This is a genomic window from Actinoplanes sp. NPDC049118, assembly GCF_040648555.1.
GTDB lineage: Bacteria > Actinomycetota > Actinomycetes > Mycobacteriales > Micromonosporaceae > Actinoplanes.
The window spans coordinates 1-18,580 of the sequence record NZ_JBEZDY010000050.1 but is presented as its reverse complement, the minus strand read 5'-3'; the positions used below and the strand labels follow the sequence as shown (position 1 = coordinate 18,580).

Here is an 18,580-nt window from a genome sequence, read left to right as displayed (position 1 = left end):
GTAGAAGGATAGTCATCGATCGATATCTGTTCTCTCAGTTCGCGGGAGGAACTTAGTGAAGAACGCATTCGCGCTGGCCGGCGTCATCGCGCTGGTCGGCGGAGGGCTGGCGGCGACCGCCACGACCGCGTCGGCCGCACCGCCCGTCTCCCCCGGATCGTCGCTGGTAGCCGCAGCCGACCGGGCGCTCGCCCAGCATCCGTCCGCCATCAAGGCCTCGTCGGACGACGCCTACCGCGTCTACAGCAGCAAGACCGACACCGCCGGCCGCGGCACCGTCCGCTACACCCGCACCTACGACGGGCTGCGGGTCTACGGTGGCGACCTGATCGTCCGCACCGACGCCACCGGCAGGTTCACCGGCAGCTCGGTCGGCCTGGCCGAACCGTTGTCGCTCGGCACGGTACCGAAGGTCACCGCCGCCAAGGCACGAAAGGCGGCCACCGCCGCATTCACCGGGAAGGTCACCGGCGTCGGTGCGCCGGAGCTGTTCGTCGACGCCAGCCGCGGCATCGGCGTGTTGTCCTGGGAGACCGTGGTCAGCGGCTGGCAGCCGGACGGGCAGACCCCGTCGCGCCTGCACGTGCTCAGCGACGCCAAGACCGGCAAGGTCACCGGATCGTTCGACGAGATCGAGCGCGTCGCGGGCACCGGGACCGGCCTCTACACCGGCGAGGTCGCGATCGATACGACGCTCTCCGGCAGCACCTACAGCCTCACCGACCCGGTTCGCGGCGGGGGCACCACCTGCGACATGAACAACCGGACCTCGGGAACCTGCGCCGCCTTCACCGACGCCGACAACATCTGGGGTACGGGCGTCAACACCGACCGCGCCTCGGCCGCCGTCGACGCGCATTTCGGCGCGGCCACCACCTTCGACTATTTCAAGAACGTGCACGGCCGCAACGGCGTCTTCGGCAACGGCACCGGCGTCCCGTCGCGCGTCCACTACGGCAGCGCTTACGTCAACGCCTTCTGGGACGGCGCCCAGATGACCTACGGTGACGGCACCGGCAACGCGAAGCCGCTGGTCGCGCTGGACGTGGCCGGGCACGAGATGTCGCACGGCGTCACCGAGAACGTGGTGCCCGGTGGTCTCACCTACTCCGGCGAGTCAGGCGGCCTGAACGAGGCGACCAGCGACATCTTCGGCAGCATGGTGGAGTTCCACGCGAACACCCCCGTGGACCCGGGCGACTACGACATCGGCGAGAAGATCGACATCCGGGGTAACGGGGCGCCGCTGCGGTACATGTACAACCCCACCCTCGACGGGTCCTCGCACGGCTGCTGGTCGACCACCACCAAGAACGTCGACGTGCACTACTCGTCCGGCGTCGCCAACCACTTCTTCTTCGACCTCGCGGAGGGAAGCGGTGTCACCCCGTACGGGACGTCGCCGCTGTGCGGCTCGGCGTCGCCGGTCGCCGGCATCGGCCGGGACAAGGCCTCGGCGATCTGGTTCCGCGCCCTGGACAGCTACTTCGTCTCCAACACCAACTACACCGCGGCGCGCGGCTACACCCTGTCGGCCGCCGCCGACCTGTACGGCTTCTGCGGCACCGAGTACAAGGCCGTCCAGGCCTCCTGGACCGCGGTGAACGTGGCCGGCGACGACGTCTGCTCCACGGGCAACGACTTTGCCTTCACCCTGTCGGCGCCCACGACCACGATCGACCCCGGCACCTCCGTCACGCTGACCGCGAACACCGTGCTGGTCAACGGCGAGGCCGAGGAGGTGACGTTCACGGCCGGCACCGCCCCGGCCGGCGTGACCGTGTCCTTCGAGCCGGCCACCGTCACCGCCGGCGGATCCACCACGGTGACGGTCACCGCGGCCGTCGGCGCGGGCCGCAGCAGCGCACCGGTCACCATCACCGCCACCGCGGCGTCGATCACCCGATCGGCGGCGCTCACCGTCACCGTCAACAGCTCACCCGGCTGCACCGCCACCAACGACGCCGACGTGACCATCCCCGACAACAGCACCGTGCAGAGCACGATCGAGCTCACCGGCTGCCTCACCGCCCCGTCGGCGACCAGCACGGTCGAGGTGCACATCGTCCACACCTACATCGGTGACCTGGTGGTCAGCCTGATCGCGCCGGACGGCACCGCCTATGTCCTGCACAACCGCGCCGGCGGAAGCACCGACAACATCAACCAGACCTACACCGTGAACCTGTCCGGCGAGACCACTCCGGGCACCTGGACGCTGCGCGTCCAGGACGCTGCCACGATCGACACCGGCCGAATCGACACCTGGACGCTCTCCCTGTAACCGCTTCGCCGGATCAGCGGCTCCACGCCGCGAACCGCGCGGCGGCCGGGTGTGTCCGGCCGCCGCGCGGGCCTGGATCAGGCGGCATTGATCCGAGCTCTCCATCTATCAGCCGGGCGGCGGAACGGCTGGCATGATGGCCAGCGTGACGTACCAGGTGCGGCCGCTCGGGCCGGGGGATCAGCAGCTCGCGTGGGAACTCGGGAGCCTCGCGTTCGGATACCACGGGCAGCCCATGCCTCAGGGCTGGACCTCCGACTCCCCCGGCCGGCGCCAGCTCGGCGTCTTCGACCCGGCCGGGCGGCTGGTCGCCAAGGCGGTGGACCGCGAGCAGGGCCAGTGGTTCGGCGGCCGAACCGTGCCGACCAGCGGTGTCGCCGGCGTCGCGACGGCGGCCGAGCTGCGCGGGCGCGGCCTGGGTCGGCTCGTGCTGACCCGGCTGCTGCAGGGCGCCCGGGAACGGGGCGCGGTGATCAGCACCCTGTTCGACACCATCCCGGCCCCGTACCGGGCACTGGGCTGGGAGGAGGTCGGCGCGCTGGTCTACTACGCGGTACCGACCCGGGTACTGGCCGAGATCCGCCTCGATGCCAAGACCACGTTGCGGCCGGCGACCACGGCCGACATCCCCGCCGTCCACGAGATCTACCGCGAGGTGGCGCGAGCGGGTACCGGCATGATGGAGCGTTCCGGGCCCGCCTTCGGGGCGACCCCCGCGGAGCTGCTGGCCGATTACCACGGCTTCACCGTCGCCGTCGACGACACCGGCGCCGTCGTCGGGTACGCCGGCTGGGATCGCGGTCCCGGCTACGACGCGAGCGGCAAGCTCACCGTGGACGACCTGATCGGACTGACGCCCGAGGCGACGCGCACCCTGCTGGCGATGCTCGGCGGCTGGGCCAGCGTCGCGCCGACCACGGTGATCCGGCTGGGCGCCGCCGACCCGGTCTGGTCGCTGCTGGCACGCCGGGACGCCACGCCGGAGTCCACGCAGCCGTGGATGCTGCGGGTCGTCGACGCACCCGGCGCGGTCGCCGCCCGCGGCTGGCCGCGGCACCTGACCGGCGAGGTCGACCTGGAGCTCACCGACGACGTCTGCCCGTGGCACCAGGGCCGCCACCGGCTGGTGCTCTCCGGCGGGATGGGCCGGCTGGAGCCGGGCGGGGCGGGCACCGTCCGGCTGACGCCGCGGGGCCTGGCCTCCTGGTACGCGGGCGCGGCGACGCCGCAGCAGCTTCGCCGCAGCGGTTTCCTCACCGGCGGGGACGCCGACACCGACGAGGTGCTGCGCACCGCGACCGCCGGCCCCGTTCCCACCCTGCACGACTACTTCTGAACTCCGGCTGCCGGCCCGGTCGGGCGACCGTTCAAAGGCTTCCAGGAGGGCGGCGACCTCGTCGGCCTTCGCCGGGTTCAGCCGGGCCCAGAGTCAGGTGCCGTCCGGTAGTGCCTCCGGGCCTCATCCCGGTCGCCGAGGGCGTGCCGCGCCCGGCCCAGACCGGTGTGCGCCCACGCCTGCCGGTCGGCCTCGACGGCAAAGGGTGACCATTCGCGGTTACCAGAACGACGTCGCGCTGTTCTCATCTCTCGCAGCCGCCACCGGCCCTGGTGACCAGGAATCGGTCACCAGGGCCGCCGTGGCACGCGGGCAGATGATCGACTATCTTGCGGCGGGGAGCCAAAGTTGATCATCACGCTGAGCTGCGGATTTCTCCGGCACGAGGATTGCGGTCGGGTCGCTCGAGGGGGCTGGCCTCCTTCGTCGCCGCGTCCGGGTGCGCCTCGAGAGCTCAGTCGGGCAGCTCGGTGACGAAGACGTCGTCCGTCCCGTTGGTGTCACCGTCGACCAGGTTCGTCGCGTCCGACATGTAGGTGACGATCTTGCCGTTCGGGGTGATCCCCCCGAACCAGAGGATGCTGCCGCGATCGCCTTGCGTGCCGTTGCTACTGCGGCTGACGAGCGTGGTCGTTCCGGTCTGCAGGTCCTTTCGGAACACGTCCCGGGCGCCGTTGGTGTCCCCCGCGACGAGATTCGCGTCATGGCTGTCGAAGACCACGTGACGACCATCTGCGGTGACACTCGGATGTTCACCGCTGCTTTGGCCCGGCACCCCGTCGCTGGACGTGCTGACCAACCGCGTGGTGCCGGTCTGCAGGTCGCGCATGAAGACGCCGCTTCCGAAGCCGATACCGACGCGGACCAGAAGTCTGTCGGCGGACCAGAAAGTCACGTACCGTCCGTCGTCACTCACCTGGCCGTGGTCACTTCGGGTACCGACCTCGTGATCGTTGTCGGACAAGCTAGCGCGCACGGTCGTGCCGGCCACAAGGTCGCGGACGAAGATGTCGTTCACCATGTTGAAGTCATCATGGACGAGGCCGTTCGAGAGGGAGGTGAAGGCGACGTAGCGACCGTTGTCGCTAAGGGACGCGTCGGAGCTCTGCCTGGAGGGTGTGCCGTCGGTCGCCACGCTGACCAGGGTGATCTTCTGAGTCGTCCGGTCGTAGAGCACGACGTCTTGGGGCCTGGGGAATTCGTCGACCGCGCCGGGAATCAGGTCTGGCGCGGACGTCGTGAAGGCGACGTACCGCCCGTCGGCACTGATCGAGGGGCTGAGGCTGGGGCCGTTGCCCGGCCTGCCGTTCGGAGTTTCACTGATCCGGTCGATCGTTCCGTCCTCCACGTCGACCAGATAGATCTGATCGTTCCATACAGGCTGGGCTTGGGGACCGGGCACGAGGTTTGACGCGCGCGAGACGAACGTGACGTACCGCCCGTCGGCGCTGATCTGGGGGAGGCTGCTCTGGCCGTTGCTCTGTACACCAGTACTGGAGACGCTGATCCGTGTCGTGGTGTTCGCCTGCCGGTCCCGCAGGAAGATGTCCGTGCTCGCGTTGGTGTCGCCGGGCACCAGCTCGGACGCGCTTGAGGCGAAGACCACGTAACGGCCGTCTGCGCTCAGGTCACTCCAGTGGACAAAATCGTCGTTCTGAGCGCCGGTGCTGGAAACGTTGACCCGCTCGGTCCGCAACGACGACCCCACGGCGATGGCCGGACCGGTAGCGTGCACCACGGTGGCGAGACCGGCGACGACCACAGCGGCCGCGGATCCGGTTCGGCGCAGCGAAGACTTGAAATCCATGTATTCCCCATCTTGATTGTTCGGCGGCAGCCCCGGTTACACAGCCGGGCCGAACGGATTACGGCTTGCCGTGGCAGGCCGGTGATACGGCCTCCCCGTAGCCCGGAACCATAGGGGCCGCATCTTTGGGTGGCCTTTGGGCGGGGGCCTATGGTGCTCGCGGACCTGCCGCGGCCTGCCGGTTGGAACTGGAACGCCTCGTGGTGGCCCGGGCGGTCATCGCCACCCGGTCCCGGCGCCGCCACCCTCACCTGTCCGCGTGGTACATGGAGATCCACCGGCTGGGCGGGATGTGGGTCGGCGACGACGAGAACCTCGTCCTCGACCTCGCCACCGACCGCGCCATCACCCTCCGCTGAGCCGGTTCCCGGTCGTCGATCGGTACAACCTCGGGGTGAACCTGACGCTGACCAGGTGCGGGCCGCACGACATGTCGTCGCCGTCCCCGGACCATCCGCGGGCCAGGTAGACCGACGTCCACCGGGTCGTCTCGGCCGGGACGGGCCATGCGACCGGTGCGGCCGCGACGGCGTCGAGGCACGCGGTCTCGTCGCCCGCGGGTGCCGGCGCGCCGACCCGCAGCGCCGTTCTCGATGCGCCCACCACCAGCCCGGCGGCGGTGAACAGCGCCGCAACGACGCCGAAGGCCCACCCGGCGCCCGCCTGCTGCACCGCCGCCCCGGCTATCAGCGGTGCGAGCGGTTGCAGGGCGCTGCCGACGAACGAACCCGTGCCGGACACGCGCCCGTACACCTGTTGCGGGACAACGGCTATCCGGGCCGTTTCAGTCGCCGTGGCCGCGACCGGCTGGAGCAGCAGGACGGCGGCAAGCGCCGCGATCGCCGCCGCCGGACCGCCCGCGAGCGCCGCGCCGGCCGTGGTGAGCACCCGGACGCCGGTGATCAGCAGCAGCAGCGCGGGCAGCCCCACCCGGCGGTGCAGCCGGGGCGTCAGGATGGTACCGAGCATCGCGGCGACGGCGCCGACACTGAGCGCGGTGCCGATCGCCGGGCCGCCCGATTCGGCCCCGGGCCCCAGGATGATGGTGAACATCAGGATCGAGACGGCGATGTTCGTCAGCGTTGCGTAGCTCGTCACCGAGCGGAGGAAGGGCGTCCGCCACAGCAGCCGGAATCCCTCGCCCAGCTCGGGCAGGAACCGCCGCCGGGTCGCCGGTTCGTCCACCGTTGCGGTCGCCGGCCGCAATCTGCCGACACAGAACAGGGACAGGGCGAAGGAGGCCGTATCCACCACCAGCGGAATGCTGCGGCCGAGGTGGAACAGGACGCCGCCGAGCGCGGGCCCGATCAGCGAGGCGGCCTGCCCGCGCAGCTGATTGGCGGCCACGGCGGTGGCGATCTGATCCTCCGGCAGGATCGTGCGCATCATCTTCGTCGCGGCCGGGCGGAAACCCAGCATCGCCAGCGTCGTCACGATCCCGGACACCATGAGCAGCCACAGCGAGACGAATCCGGCGGCCACGCCGACGGCCAGGACCGCCGACGCGACCAACCGGACCGCGTCGCACCACAGCATCAGGCGGCGCGGCGCGATCCGGTCCGCCAGGTAGCCCATCGGCACCGATCCGAGCCACGATGCCAGGAACGCGGTGGAGGCGAGCAGCCCCGCCTGGGTGGTGGAGCCGGTGACCGCGATGGCGATCAGCGGAGTCGCGACGAACGCCACCGAACTGCCCAGTTCGGAGGTGAACTGGCCGATCCAGAGCAGCCGGAAGTCGCGATTGCCCCGCAGCGCCGTGACGGACGGGATCTTCACGGAAGCAGTTCGTCGACCACGAAGTTGGTGTTCGTCCGGGTGCCGGGCCGAGCGTGTCGCAGCCGGTGCAGGAAGAGCGTGACACCGGTGGAGCCGGTCGCCAGGTCGACAGTCTCGCGCAGCGCCTGTTCGCCGGGGAAGACCAGACCCTCCGGGCGCTCCACGCGGGCCAGCAGGACACCGGCCGCGGCCCGGCGGGCCTCGTCGAACCACCGCTGCTCGCCGAGCAGTTCACCCGCGTCCAGCAGCACGTTGCCCAGCCCGGCCAGGCCATGGAACAGCTGCGGGAAGACGACGTACTTGCGGCAGGAGTCGGCGAGCAGCTCCGGCACGAGGGTACGCAGCTCCGCGTCGTCGGGCCGGGCCGTCAGGTATCGCAGCGCGGTGGTGGCCACGCCCGCCGTACCCTCGTCCCAGTAGCTGCGCAGCACGGTGTCGTCGTCCTCGCCGCGCGCGGCGTAGCGGGGGAACACCCACAGCCGCTGGTCATGTCGCACGCCCTGGCCGAGGTCGTGTGCCAGCGCGGCCCGGCCGAGGTCGTACCACCGCTCCTCGCCGGTGGCCAGGTGCAGGTACAGCAGGAACAGGGCGATGCCCGCGGCGCCGTACGCGTAGCCGACCCGGACGCGCCGCTGGGGGTCCATGTCGGCCGGCATGGGCCAGCGGGCCCCGCCCGCGTCCCGCACGCAGGAGGCCTCGAGCGCCGAGCCGGCGGCGCGGGCGTCCTCCATCAGCCGATCGTCGCCGAGCCGCTTCGCCAGGCGCAGGCAGGCCATCCCGTACCCGGCCGCGCCGGACAGCACGTCCTGGGCGGCGAACCGGAGCGGATGCGTACGGGCCTGGTCCATCAGCGACGCGGCGGCGTCGCCGCGGCCCACCTCCTCGAGCACCCACGCCATGCCGGCCTGACCGGCGTAAAGGCCCGGTGGGCACGCCTTCGAACCGGTGTCGCGCTGCAGCGCCCAGGCCAGCAGGCGCGGCGGCACCGATCCGGTGAAGTGCCACAGCCCGTGCAGGACCCCGTAGGCGCCCCAGGCCACGCCGAGCGGATTCGTCTCGTACACCATCGGGTGTGCGGGGAAGAGCCGGTCGGTCCGCTCGGGCCGCGCGGTGGTGGTCACGTACCGCACCACCTGTTCGACCACCTCGGCCAGCTCGTCGTCGTCCGGGCCGTCGGCCGCCACGGCGGGGCGACCCGGCGCCAGCTCCGAGCGCCACGGGGCATGGTCGTCGAGGGGCAGCGCGGCGATGAGTCGGAGTACCTCGTCGGCCTGTGGGCTCGCGTCGGCGTCCATGAGGTCACCGATCAGCTTGACGAGCTCGGTGGGCAGGGCGAGGTCGTCGGCGAGCGCGTCGAGGTGGCGCCGCAGGGCCGGACGGTGAAAGCCGATGGTGCTCGTGGCCAACTGGATCGAGCCCAGCATCAGCCCGCCGAGGGCGTGCCAGTCGTTCGCCCGGTCGTACCGCCGGGTGGCCACCAGCCGCGGCGAACCGAGGCCGGAGGTGTGAATGCCGAGGTGCACGTCGGTGCCGTCGCGGACCGCCGCCTCGAGGTCGATGATCCGTACCCGGTCGCCGTCGGGGTCGACGAGCACATTGGTGTGCGAGAGGTCGCCGAGCAGGATTCCGCGCCGGTGTGCGGCGGCGATCGCCTCGGCGATCTGCCGCCACAGGCCGCGCAGGCGGGTGAAGTACCGCGTCATCGCCGCGGGAGTCAGGTCCAGCTTGTAGAGCGGGTTTTTCGAGATGCAGAACTGGCCGTATGTCTGCGGATCCAGCTTCTCCTCGGCCAGGAAGGCGTGCCCCTCCTCGACGAAGAAGTCCACCGGACGCACGAAGTGACCGGTGCCGGCGAGCGCCGACAGCAGCTCGTACTCCTTGCGCAGCACCTCGTCGGCCGGTCGGCCGGCGACCATGATCCCGGGCCGGGCCTCCTTGAGCACCACCTCGGCGTCGGTGTCGCGGTCGGTGGCCAGATACACCCCGCCGCGGTTGTTGAACGTGATGGCGCTGCGGACCTCGAACCGCCCGCCCAGCAGTCCGTCGTCGTCGCCGTCCTCGACGTCGGGGCGGCCGGTCGCCGGGAACGGGTCGGCCACCCATGCGGGCGCACTCCAGTACGGGTTGCGCACGTCGGGCACCAGTTCCCCGTCGGGGCTGGTGAACATGAGCGAACGGGCGCCGTCCACCCGCAGCCGGGACACGCCGGTGAAACCACCGTAGCGGTAGTAGACCGCCGTCGAGCCGGGCCAGCGCCGGTCGGACAGGATGTACGGGCCGCCGTACCCTTCCAGCGCGTCGGCCAGGGCCGCGCCGACGGTGTGGAACAGCTCATCGGTGCCGGGGTAGACGGTGATGAACTTCCCGCTGGCGGTACGGGAGAAGACCTTGCCGTTGGTGTAGTCGACCGACTGCGGATCGAGCAGGAACTTGAACGGGGTGTCGTTGTCGCGCAGCACCGGCAGCGCGGCGCGCAGCGCCCGGACACTGTGCTCACCGGTGGTGGAGACGTGCAGCTTCCAACCCTGTTCGGGCATCGTGACGCCGGCCCGGTCGGCGATGAACCACAGCCCGCGGCGGCGCAGCGACCAGCCGGGCGGCATGGCGGCCCGGAACACCGCGAGGTGCTCATCGCTGGGGTGGTAGCTACCCAGCGGTTCGAACCATCGCCGGTCGGCCCTCGTATACGGCTGTAGTGACTCCCACGACTGCATGGCGTCCCTCTCCTCGAATCACGGTCTTCGACAACCGGACAGGCCCCGGCGGCAGTCGCCGGGGCCTGTCCCTGTCACCTCGGTGACCGGGACCGGCCGCCTGTGCGGCGGCCGGTACCGCGGTCTCGCCGCGATGTGATCAGTTGCAGCTCTGCGAATCGCAGGACGTGACGCTCAGCACCTCGACCGGGCCGTTGGCGGTCTCGACCTCGAGCTCCTGCAGCTTCAGAACCTTGGCCACGATGGACCCTCCCTTGAGTTGATCTTGCCAATACGGGTGGCGAACCGAGGCGGCATCACCTGCCGCCCGATTGCGATGTGGATCGTAAGAACGCGGTCTTTGGGTTCGCTGTGGGTCGGCTTTCGGTGCGCGCCGGCGACACTTGCCAGCGACGGCGGCGCGGGCCATGATCAGGCCCCGCAAGATCAGGTGCCGATCCACGACGGCCGGAGGAGGGAGCACGAGTGACGATGCTCGACGGGGGTGTCCGCCTGTCGGTCCTGGAGTCGACCGCGGCCCAGCCCGGCGCCTTGGCGTACGACGCGATCCAGCAGTCCATCATGGTGGCCAAGGCGGCGGAGAGCGCCGGCTGTCACCGGATCTGGGTCACCGAACACCACGCCGAGCCCACCATCGCCAGCAGCGCCCCGGCCGTGCTCGTCGCGCACCTCGCGGCGCACACCACGGGCATCAGGGTGGGTTCCGGCGGGGTCATGCTGGTCAACCATGCTCCGCTCGTGGTGGCCGAACAGTTCGCCACGCTCGAGGCGGCGCATCCCGGCCGCATCGACCTCGGCATCGGCTCGGCCGCGGGCGCTCCCGGCAACCCGCCGGTCTTCCGGCAGGCGCTGGGTTCGCTGGACCGCCCGGCCTCCGCCCACCCGCAGCGCGTGGACGAGCTGATCGGGTTCGTCCGGGGCGACTTCCCGGCCGGACACCCGTACCGGGATGTCGTGGTGTCGCCCCGCGTGCATCCCGTGCCGATCTTCCTGCTCGGCAGCAGCATGCGCGGCGGGCTGCTGGCCGCCGAGCGAGGTCTTCCGTTCGCGTTCGCGCATCACCTCGGGGCGGCGCAGCCCGGACCGGTGCTCACCCGGTACCGGTCGGAATTCCGCGCCACGGCGCCGGCGGCGGAGCCGTACGTCATCGTTTCCGTTGCCGTGTTGTGCGCGGACAGCGACGCCGAGGCCGAGCACCTGGCCGGAGCGGTCGTCGCGGACCATCGGCGGCGGACCGAGGCAGGCCCCGGCGGGCCGGACCGGGCGCCCGGGTCACTCCTCGTGGGCGGCCCGCGTACGGTGGCCGAGGGACTCGCCGGGCTGGCCGCCGCGACCGGTGCCGATGAGATGATGATGGTTCCCATCGATCGTGACGGTCCCGGCCGGATCCGGACGATCCGGCTGGCCGCGGCGGGGTGGCCGCGATCGGGCGACGGCGGCCGCCGAAGCGGCGTGCGGGTGGCCTGACCCGGGGCGCTGTCCCAGCGTGCCGATCATGCACGAATCCGGTTACCACACCGGCCGACCGCGGCCGGGGTCACCGGCGCGGTGCGGGCCGGTTCGGTTGCGGCATCACGGTACTGTCCGCTCCCGTGCCGGACGCGCATCGACATGCGTCTAGGGGACGCGCCGCCGGCGTGGTTGTCGTGCAGGACAGGTGGGGATGCTGAATGGCAGTGCTGGGTTCATCGGCCGCGGCGACGCCCGAACCGGATGCGCATCGGGAGCGGATCGTGACCCGGGAGGACTTCGGCCGGGAGCTGACCCTGCTGCGCCAGGAGGCCGGGCTGAGCGTCCGTCAGGTCGCGTCCCAGACCGGCAGCTACCGCAATCACAGCACCATCGGTGACTGGTTCGCCGGCCGCGGCCTGCCCGCCGCGTCGTCGCGGGAGCTCCTCGTCCAGGTGCTGCGGGTGTGCGGCGTCACCGACCCCGCATCGGTCTCCGCATGGGTGGCGGCCTGGCAGCGCCTGCGGCGAGCGCCGGGCCCCCGTCCGCTGGGCCCGGAGCCGTACCGGGGCCTGGCGAGCTTCGAACCCGAGCACGCGGACTGGTTCTTCGGGCGCGAGGCCCTGACCGCCGAGCTGATCGGTCGTCTCGCGACCGCCCACGCGGCGGGCGGCGGCATGCAGGTCGTCGTCGGCGCGTCCGGTTCGGGGAAGTCGTCGCTGCTGCGCGCCGGGCTGATCCACGCGGTCCGCGGCGGCGAGCTGGCCGGCGGCGGCTGGTCGGTACGGCTGTTCACCCCGGGCCGCTCGCCCCTCGACGAACTCGCGGCCCAGCTGGCGGCCGCGACCGGGCTGCCGGCCGAGGAGGTGGCGGCCGACCTGCGCGGCTGCCCCGCCCGCGCGGCGGACTACGCCCACCGCGCCGATCCCGGCCGGCACCGCCTGCTGCTGGTGGTCGACCAGTTCGAGGAGACGTTCACCACCTGCGTCGACGGTGCGTCGCGGCAGTCATTCGTCAGCGCGCTGTGTGCCGCCGCCGGGCCGGGGCTGGCCCTGGTCGTGATCGGGCTCCGGGCCGACTTCTACGCCCCGCTGCTGCGCCACCCCGAACTCGTCGCCGCGGTGCGCGCCAACCAGCTCACGGTCGCGCCGATGGCGGACGCGGACCTGCGCCGCGCGATCACCGAACCGGCGCGCAAGGCCGGCGTCGAGGTGACCGACGGTCTCGTCGAGTTGCTGATCAGCGAGATCGGCTCCGGCGGCGGTCCCACCCGGGCACACGACGCCGCCGTGCTTCCGCTGCTGTCCCACGCGCTGCTGGCGACGTGGCAGCACAGCCGCGACCGCCGGCTCACCGTCGCCGACTACCGCGAGGTCGGCGGGATCGACCGCGCCGTCGCGGCCTCCGCCGATGCCGTGTACGCGGAGTTCACCGAACACCAGAGCCGCCTCGCCCGGCAGGTGTTCCTCGGCCTGGTACACATCGCCGCGGACGCCCCGGACACCCGGCGCCGCCGCGACTGGGCCGAACTCGTCACCGAGTGCGACGGCTCGACCGACGAGGTGACCGAGGTGCTCGACCGCTTCGTCGCCCAGCGGCTGATCACCGTGGACGCCGACCGGGTGCAGCTCAGCCACGAGGCGCTGCTGACGGCCTGGCCGCTGCTCCGCGGCTGGCTGGAGGTCGACCGCGCCGGCATGCTCACCCGCCGCCACCTCGTCGAGGCCGCCGCCACCTGGCAGCGTGAACAGCGTTGCCCGACGGCCCTGTACCGCGGTGCCCGGCTCGCGGTGGCGCGGGAATGGGCGCATCGCACCGGCGGACCGGCGCTCAACCCGGTGGCGCGTGACTTCCTGGACGCCTCGGTGTCCCGCGAGCTCGCCGAGCAGCACGCCGCCCGGCGCCGGACCCGCCGCCTGCGCCAGCTGGTCGCCGCGCTCACCGTGCTGTTCCTGCTCGCCACGACCATGACCCTGCTGGCGGCCCGGGCCGGGCAGATCTCGACCCGGCAGCGGGATGAGGCCGTGTCCCGGCAGGTCGCCCAGGAGGTCGATCCGCTCCGGGGCGGCAACCCGGCCCTGGCCAACCAGCTGAGCCTCGGCGCGTACCGCCTGGCCCGGACCCCGGAGGCGCGAGGTGCGCTGCTCAGCTCGTTCGCGGCGCCGTACTCCATCCGGCTGACCGGGCACACCGGGTACGTGCACGACGTGAAGTTCAGCCCCGACCGACGGCTGCTCGCCAGCGCGAGCAGCGACCGGACCGTACGGCTGTGGGACGCCCGCGTCCCGCACCGGCCGGTGCTGCGGGCCGTGCTCGACGCGGCGTCGGACTACGTGTCGTCGGTGACGTTCAGCCCGGACGGCGCCACTCTCGTCACCACCAGCGCCGATCGGGCGGTCAGCCTGTGGGACGTCCGCGACCCGGGCCGGGCCGCCAGGATCGCCGTCCTCACCGGCCATACCGGCGCCGTCGACCAGGCGGCGTTCAGCCCGGACGGCCGCACCCTGGCCACGGCGAGCAGCGACCGCACCATCCGGCTGTGGGACGTCGCGGACCGGCGGCACCCCCGCCCACTCGCCACGCTCACCGGCAAGCGGGCGATGTTCTCCGTGGCGTTCAGCCCGGACGGCCGGACCCTGGCCGGCGGCGACGAACGCGACGTCCGGCTCTGGGAGGTCACCGAGCCGCGGCGACCCGTCGCCACCGCCGTACTGTCGGGACACACCGACGTGGTGAGCATGATCGCGTTCAGCCCGGACGGCCGGACCCTGGCGACCGGAAGCTACGACCGCACCGCCCGGCTGTGGAGCCTCGCCGGCACCACCGCACGGACCGCCACCGCGGCGAGCGTCGTGACGGGCCACGCCGGCCTGGTGTACTCCGTGGCGTTCAGCCCGGACGGCCGGACCCTGGCCACCGGTAGCGGGGACGCCACGGCGAGGCTGTGGAACGTGGCGGATCCCCGCAAGCCGGTGGCCGTCACCACCCTCGACCGGCTCGGCGACGAGCGCGGCGACACGAACGCCATCGCCGGTGTCGCGTTCAGCCTGGACGGCCGGACCCTGGCCACCGGAAGCTACGACTACACCGTCCGCCTGTGGGAGCTGAGCGGCCCCGCACCGACCGGGCAGACAGGCCCGGTCCGTCCGCTGCAGTTCGGCCCGGACGACCGCAGGCTGCTGCTCGGGCCCGGCGACACGGCGACGGTACGGGCCTGGACGGCCGACGACGGGTCCGGGTTGACCGATCCGGTCGACGTCCACACGGCGGGTTCGGTGACCCTCTGCCGCGACGCCCGGCTGCTCGTCAGCGCGACGGCAGACACCGTACGGTTGTCCGACCTCGGCGACCCGGAGCACGTCACGGAGCTGTCACGGCTGCCAAACGGCCTGGTCGACGACGTACCCCTGCCCGTGTGCAGCCCCGATGGGCGCCTGCTTGTGGTCCTCGGCGCGCGCAGCCGGGCCGCCCGGCTCTGGGACGTCACCGACGCCCGCCACCCGGCCGCCCTGTCCTCGTTCTCGGCGGCGGGCCACGCCAACGCGCTGAACATGGCCGTCTTCAGCACCGACGGCCGCGTCCTCGCCACCGCTGGGCTCGACCACACGGCACGGTTGTGGGACCTGACTGACCCGCGCCGGCCGATCGAGGCGTCGACCCTCACCGGCCACACCGACGCGGTCAACTCCGCCGCGTTCAGTCCGGCCGGTGGGCTCCTCGCGACCGGCGCCAACGACGGAACCATCCGCCTCTGGGACGTGACCGACCCCTACCGTCCGTCGGCACTCGCCACGCTGACCGGGCACACCACGTACCTGGAGGAGGTCAGGTTCAGCCCGGACGGCCGGACGCTCGCCAGCAGCAGTGGCGACCGCACCGTGCGGTTGTGGGACGTCGGCGACCCCCGCCGGCCGGCGAAACTCGCCACCCTGACCGGCCACACCGCCGCCGTGAGCGCCGTGGCCTTCACCTCCGACGGTCAGCGCCTGGCCACGGCGAGCGCCGACGGCACGGTCCGGTCCTGGGACCTGAACCCCGAACGGGTCGCCGAGCGCGTCTGTGCGCTCGCCCACCCGGCTCTCACCCGTACCGAATGGGAGCGTCACTTCCCCGGCGTCGCCTACCAGCCGCCGTGCCGTACGGCGCTGTCCGGATAACCGTCCGGCCTCGTCCGGGCTTGTCCGGACAACCTCGGTGAGCCTTCCGGAGCGGGCACAGGTGGCCGGATCGTCTTCGGCAGATGTCCGGAACCGAACGCCGGCAACGAAAGGATCTCCACATGGTCATGAATCCCGTACGGGTCCTGAAGCGCACGATCGTGGGCGCCACCGCCGCCCTGGTCGCCACCGCGGGACTCGCCGCCGCCGCCGCACCCGCACAGGCGGGCCCCATCGGACGCTGTGCCGAGCTGCGCGCCTTCTACCTGAACCTCGGGACCGGCGGCGACGACCTGCGGGGCAACTCGGAGGTCATCGTGTGGCTGACCCAGCGCAACGGCGGCGACGCGGAACTCCAGCACGTGTCGGGCGGGATCGGCAACTGGAGCAACCGCAGCTACTCGCTCGCGTACCAGAACGCCAACTGGCACGTGAACAGCTGCAACGTGACCGGCATCAAGGTACGCATGATCTCCCACAACGGCACGTTCCAGACCGACGACAACTGGAACATGGAGTCGATCACCCTGAACGGGTACGCCGACGGGGGCGCACCCGCCTACTCGATCTCCACCAACGGGAACCCGGTAAAGCGGTTCACCGGCAGCAGCCAGTGGTGGTCGCTGCTCGGCTGACGCCGGCGACAGCTTGAACCGTTCGCCGTGGCGCCGGGGCAGCCTGACAGGGTGGCCCCGGCGTTCCGCTGCTCCGCGGCCCTTCGGGACCGCGGACGCGGCCGGCAGTGTCCGCTTCGGACAGCTCAGGCCACGATCGCGCCGATCGCGCGCTGAGCCGCGGCGTGGCCGTCCGGGGCCGGGGCGTTGTGGCGGCGCGCCGTCTTCTCCGCGTACAGCGCGGCGTCGGCGTGCGCGTAGAGGGCGGCGAAGTCGGCGCCGTCGGCGTCCCACACGGCGACACCGACGCTGGCGGCGGTGCGCGGCGCGAGCGCGGCGCGCAACCGCTCGGCCTCCGCCGGGATCTCGGCACCCGGGATCAGCGCCACGAACTCGTCACCGCCCAGGCGTCCGACGACGGACCCGGACGGCGCGTGCGCCGTCAGGGTGGTCGCCACCCAGCACAGCAGCTCGTCGCCCGCGGCGTGCCCGGCCGTGTCGTTGAGCGTCTTGAAGCCGTCCAGGTCGAACAGCACGAGACCCATCGGACGACCCGCGCGCAGACGGCCGGCGATCCGGTCGTCGATACCGCGGCGGTTCAGCAGGCCCGTGAGGGCGTCCGTGTGCGACAGGTCCGTCAGGAGGCGGCGCCGGTTGGCGCTGGCGCGGCCCTGCGCCGCGCACGCGGCGGCGACCATGCCGAAGCAGAGCAGATGCATGATCGCGTACGCCGGGCTGGTGTCGCCGACGGTGGCCGCCAGCACGAGGTAGGCCGCGGCGTCCAGGGCGAGCATCGGCACCGCCACCCGCAGCGGTGCGCCGAGCGCGATAAGCGTCATCGGCGCCAGCATGCCCACGCCGGTCGGCGACGAGACACCCCCGTCCAGCACCGGCGCGCCGATCGCCAGCGCGAGCAGGGGCACCGCGTTGAGCGCCATCAGCGGCCGCACGTACGCGGAGCGGCTCAGCCGCCCGGCGACCGCGATCACACCCAGGCCGTACAGCACGCCAAGGGCGCACACCACGCCGATGGCCAGCCGGTGTGGCGACTGCGTGGCGAACCCGACGGCGTACACGGTACCGACGAAGCTGTCGGCGGCGCAGATCCGCCCCATGTCGGCGATGGACCGGCGCCGGCGCTCCGTGCGGGTGACCCGGATCGCCGCGGGCGCGGCCGCCTGCTCACGGGCAAGCTCGACATGCCGCTCGACCGGTACGCGGCCGGTGCGGGTGGTCTTGTCCGCGTACGCGCGGGCGTCGGCGAGCCGGCGCAGCTCCTCGACCGTGTCCGCCTCGGCCGGGCAGCTGGCATAGCCCAGACTGGCCGGCGCGCCGGGCTCCAGCGCGGCGCGCAACCGGTCGACGACCGCGGGTGCGTCCTCCGGGCCGGTTCCGATCAGCAGCGCCCCGAACTCGTCGCCGCCCAGCCGGCCCACCAGGTCGGTGTCGCGCAGCGCGCCGCTCATGGTGCGGGCCGTGGCCTCCAGGACGTCGTCGCCCGCCTGATGGCCCCACGTGTCGTTGATGACCTTGAACTTGTCCAGGTCGGTGAGGACCAGGGTGACCGGTTCGCCGGTGTGCCTGGCCCGGGCCACCGCGCGCTCCAGGTGCTCGTCGAAGCCGCGGCGGTTCAGGCTGCGGGTGAGGGGGTCGACGCGGGACATCTCCGCCAACCGGCGGCGCAGCGTGGCGAGGGCGGCGGCGTGCCGCAGGCACAGGAACGAGACCCCGCCCATGCCCAGCGTGTAGACCACGGCATACCCGGCAGGCGCGGGCTCGCCCACCACGGCCACGGTCCAGTACGCCACCGCGGCGAGTGCCGCGGTCACCGCGAACGCCCGGGGCGGCATCATGATCGCGTAGAAGACGACGGAGGCCGGCACGAGCGCCCCGAGCGGGCTGCCGATGCCACCGTCGAGCAGGCTGAGCGTGGCCGAGCCGGCGAGGCTGACGAGCACGCCCAGGGCCTGAACCGTCACGCGCGCGCGGGACCGGGCGATCCGCGGCGCCGCGCGCCAGGTGGCGACCGCGACCGCGAACATCACGACGGCGACGGTGAGCATGAGCGGACGGTGCGGCCAGTGCGGCGTGGCCGCGAGGTACAGGACGACGACGGTCGGCGCGAGCATGGCGCGGACGCTGCTGGTGCGCACGATGGCCGCGCGCGAGTCGCGGCGGGTGCGCGGCGGCTCGGCGCTTGCATCAGCGTGCATCGGCGACCATCCAGACGACCGGGGGCAGCGGTAGCGCTACAGGTTCTCTATCGCCCGCGCACGGTGGATGTTGAGCGGATCCTCCGTACTGCTCCTCCGCGCTTGATGCGGCTGTGATCACAGACCGGCAGCCGTGACGCGGTCGAGCCGCCCGGCTGGTGGCCGGGCGGCTCGTGGGGTCGTGCTGGGGTGGTGTGGGTCAGGCGATCTTGACGTTGAAGATCGGGTTG

General features: G+C 72.2%; 11 protein-coding genes. 6 read left to right on the top strand and 5 right to left on the bottom strand.

Going from position 1 to position 18,580, the window contains the following annotated elements; all coding sequences use genetic code 11:
• Nucleotides 1-55 precede the first annotated feature (55 nt).
• Both AB0B58_RS41235 and AB0B58_RS41230 read left to right on the top strand, forming a co-directional pair.
• Nucleotides 56-2,284 carry a M4 family metallopeptidase gene (locus AB0B58_RS41235; protein WP_360236487.1) on the top strand — a complete coding sequence of 743 codons (2,229 nt, stop codon included), beginning with the start codon at nt 56-58 and terminating at the stop codon, nt 2,282-2,284.
• 145 nt (nt 2,285-2,429) lie between these two features.
• A complete protein-coding gene (locus AB0B58_RS41230) occupies nt 2,430-3,620 on the top strand; it encodes a GNAT family N-acetyltransferase (RefSeq protein ID WP_360236484.1) in 1,191 nt (396 codons plus the stop codon).
• Nucleotides 3,621-4,074: 454 nt separating this feature from the next.
• Here the strand turns inward: AB0B58_RS41230 and AB0B58_RS41225 are convergent, their stop codons facing one another.
• On the bottom strand, nt 4,075-5,427 hold the full coding sequence (locus AB0B58_RS41225) for a hypothetical protein (RefSeq protein WP_360236481.1): 1,353 nt from the start codon (nt 5,425-5,427) through the stop codon (nt 4,075-4,077).
• A gap of 182 nt (nt 5,428-5,609) precedes the next feature.
• On the opposite strand from AB0B58_RS41225, the gene AB0B58_RS41220 reads away from it, so the two are divergent.
• The gene (locus AB0B58_RS41220) at nt 5,610-5,786 is read left to right on the top strand and encodes a hypothetical protein (RefSeq protein WP_360236478.1); all 177 of its coding nucleotides are present in this window, start codon (nt 5,610-5,612) and stop codon (nt 5,784-5,786) included.
• On the opposite strand, the gene AB0B58_RS41215 is transcribed toward AB0B58_RS41220, so the two are convergent.
• The 3 genes from AB0B58_RS41215 to AB0B58_RS41205 all read right to left on the bottom strand — a co-directional run bounded on the left by AB0B58_RS41215 (nt 5,773) and on the right by AB0B58_RS41205 (nt 10,158).
• On the bottom strand, nt 5,773-7,203 hold the full coding sequence (locus tag AB0B58_RS41215) for an MFS transporter (protein WP_360236475.1): 1,431 nt from the start codon (nt 7,201-7,203) through the stop codon (nt 5,773-5,775). The two genes, AB0B58_RS41220 and AB0B58_RS41215, sit on opposite strands and share 14 nt — an antisense overlap.
• Entirely contained in the window at nt 7,200-9,917 is a 2,718-nt protein-coding gene (lanKC, locus tag AB0B58_RS41210; RefSeq protein WP_360236472.1) for a class III lanthionine synthetase LanKC, read from the bottom strand. The genes AB0B58_RS41215 and lanKC overlap by 4 nt, the downstream gene beginning before the upstream one ends.
• Nucleotides 9,918-10,056: 139 nt before the next feature.
• A complete protein-coding gene (locus tag AB0B58_RS41205; protein WP_360236469.1) occupies nt 10,057-10,158 on the bottom strand; it encodes a class III lanthipeptide in 102 nt (33 codons plus the stop codon).
• 230 nt (nt 10,159-10,388) lie between these two features.
• On the opposite strand from AB0B58_RS41205, the gene AB0B58_RS41200 reads away from it, so the two are divergent.
• The 3 genes from AB0B58_RS41200 to AB0B58_RS41190 all read left to right on the top strand — a co-directional run bounded on the left by AB0B58_RS41200 (nt 10,389) and on the right by AB0B58_RS41190 (nt 16,158).
• Nucleotides 10,389-11,384 carry an MsnO8 family LLM class oxidoreductase gene (locus AB0B58_RS41200; protein ID WP_360236541.1) on the top strand — a complete coding sequence of 332 codons (996 nt, stop codon included), beginning with the start codon at nt 10,389-10,391 and terminating at the stop codon, nt 11,382-11,384.
• 266 nt (nt 11,385-11,650) lie between these two features.
• Nucleotides 11,651-15,523, top strand: coding sequence for a helix-turn-helix domain-containing protein (locus AB0B58_RS41195; RefSeq protein WP_360236466.1), 3,873 nt, complete (start codon nt 11,651-11,653; stop codon nt 15,521-15,523).
• Nucleotides 15,524-15,645: 122 nt separating this feature from the next.
• Nucleotides 15,646-16,158: a hypothetical protein gene (locus tag AB0B58_RS41190; protein ID WP_360236463.1), complete on the top strand. Its 513-nt coding sequence runs from the start codon at nt 15,646-15,648 to the stop codon at nt 16,156-16,158.
• Nucleotides 16,159-16,283: 125 nt separating this feature from the next.
• On the opposite strand, the gene AB0B58_RS41185 is transcribed toward AB0B58_RS41190, so the two are convergent.
• Nucleotides 16,284-18,350, bottom strand: coding sequence for a GGDEF domain-containing protein (locus AB0B58_RS41185; RefSeq protein WP_360236460.1), 2,067 nt, complete (start codon nt 18,348-18,350; stop codon nt 16,284-16,286).
• Between the last annotated feature and the right edge of the window lie 230 nt (nt 18,351-18,580).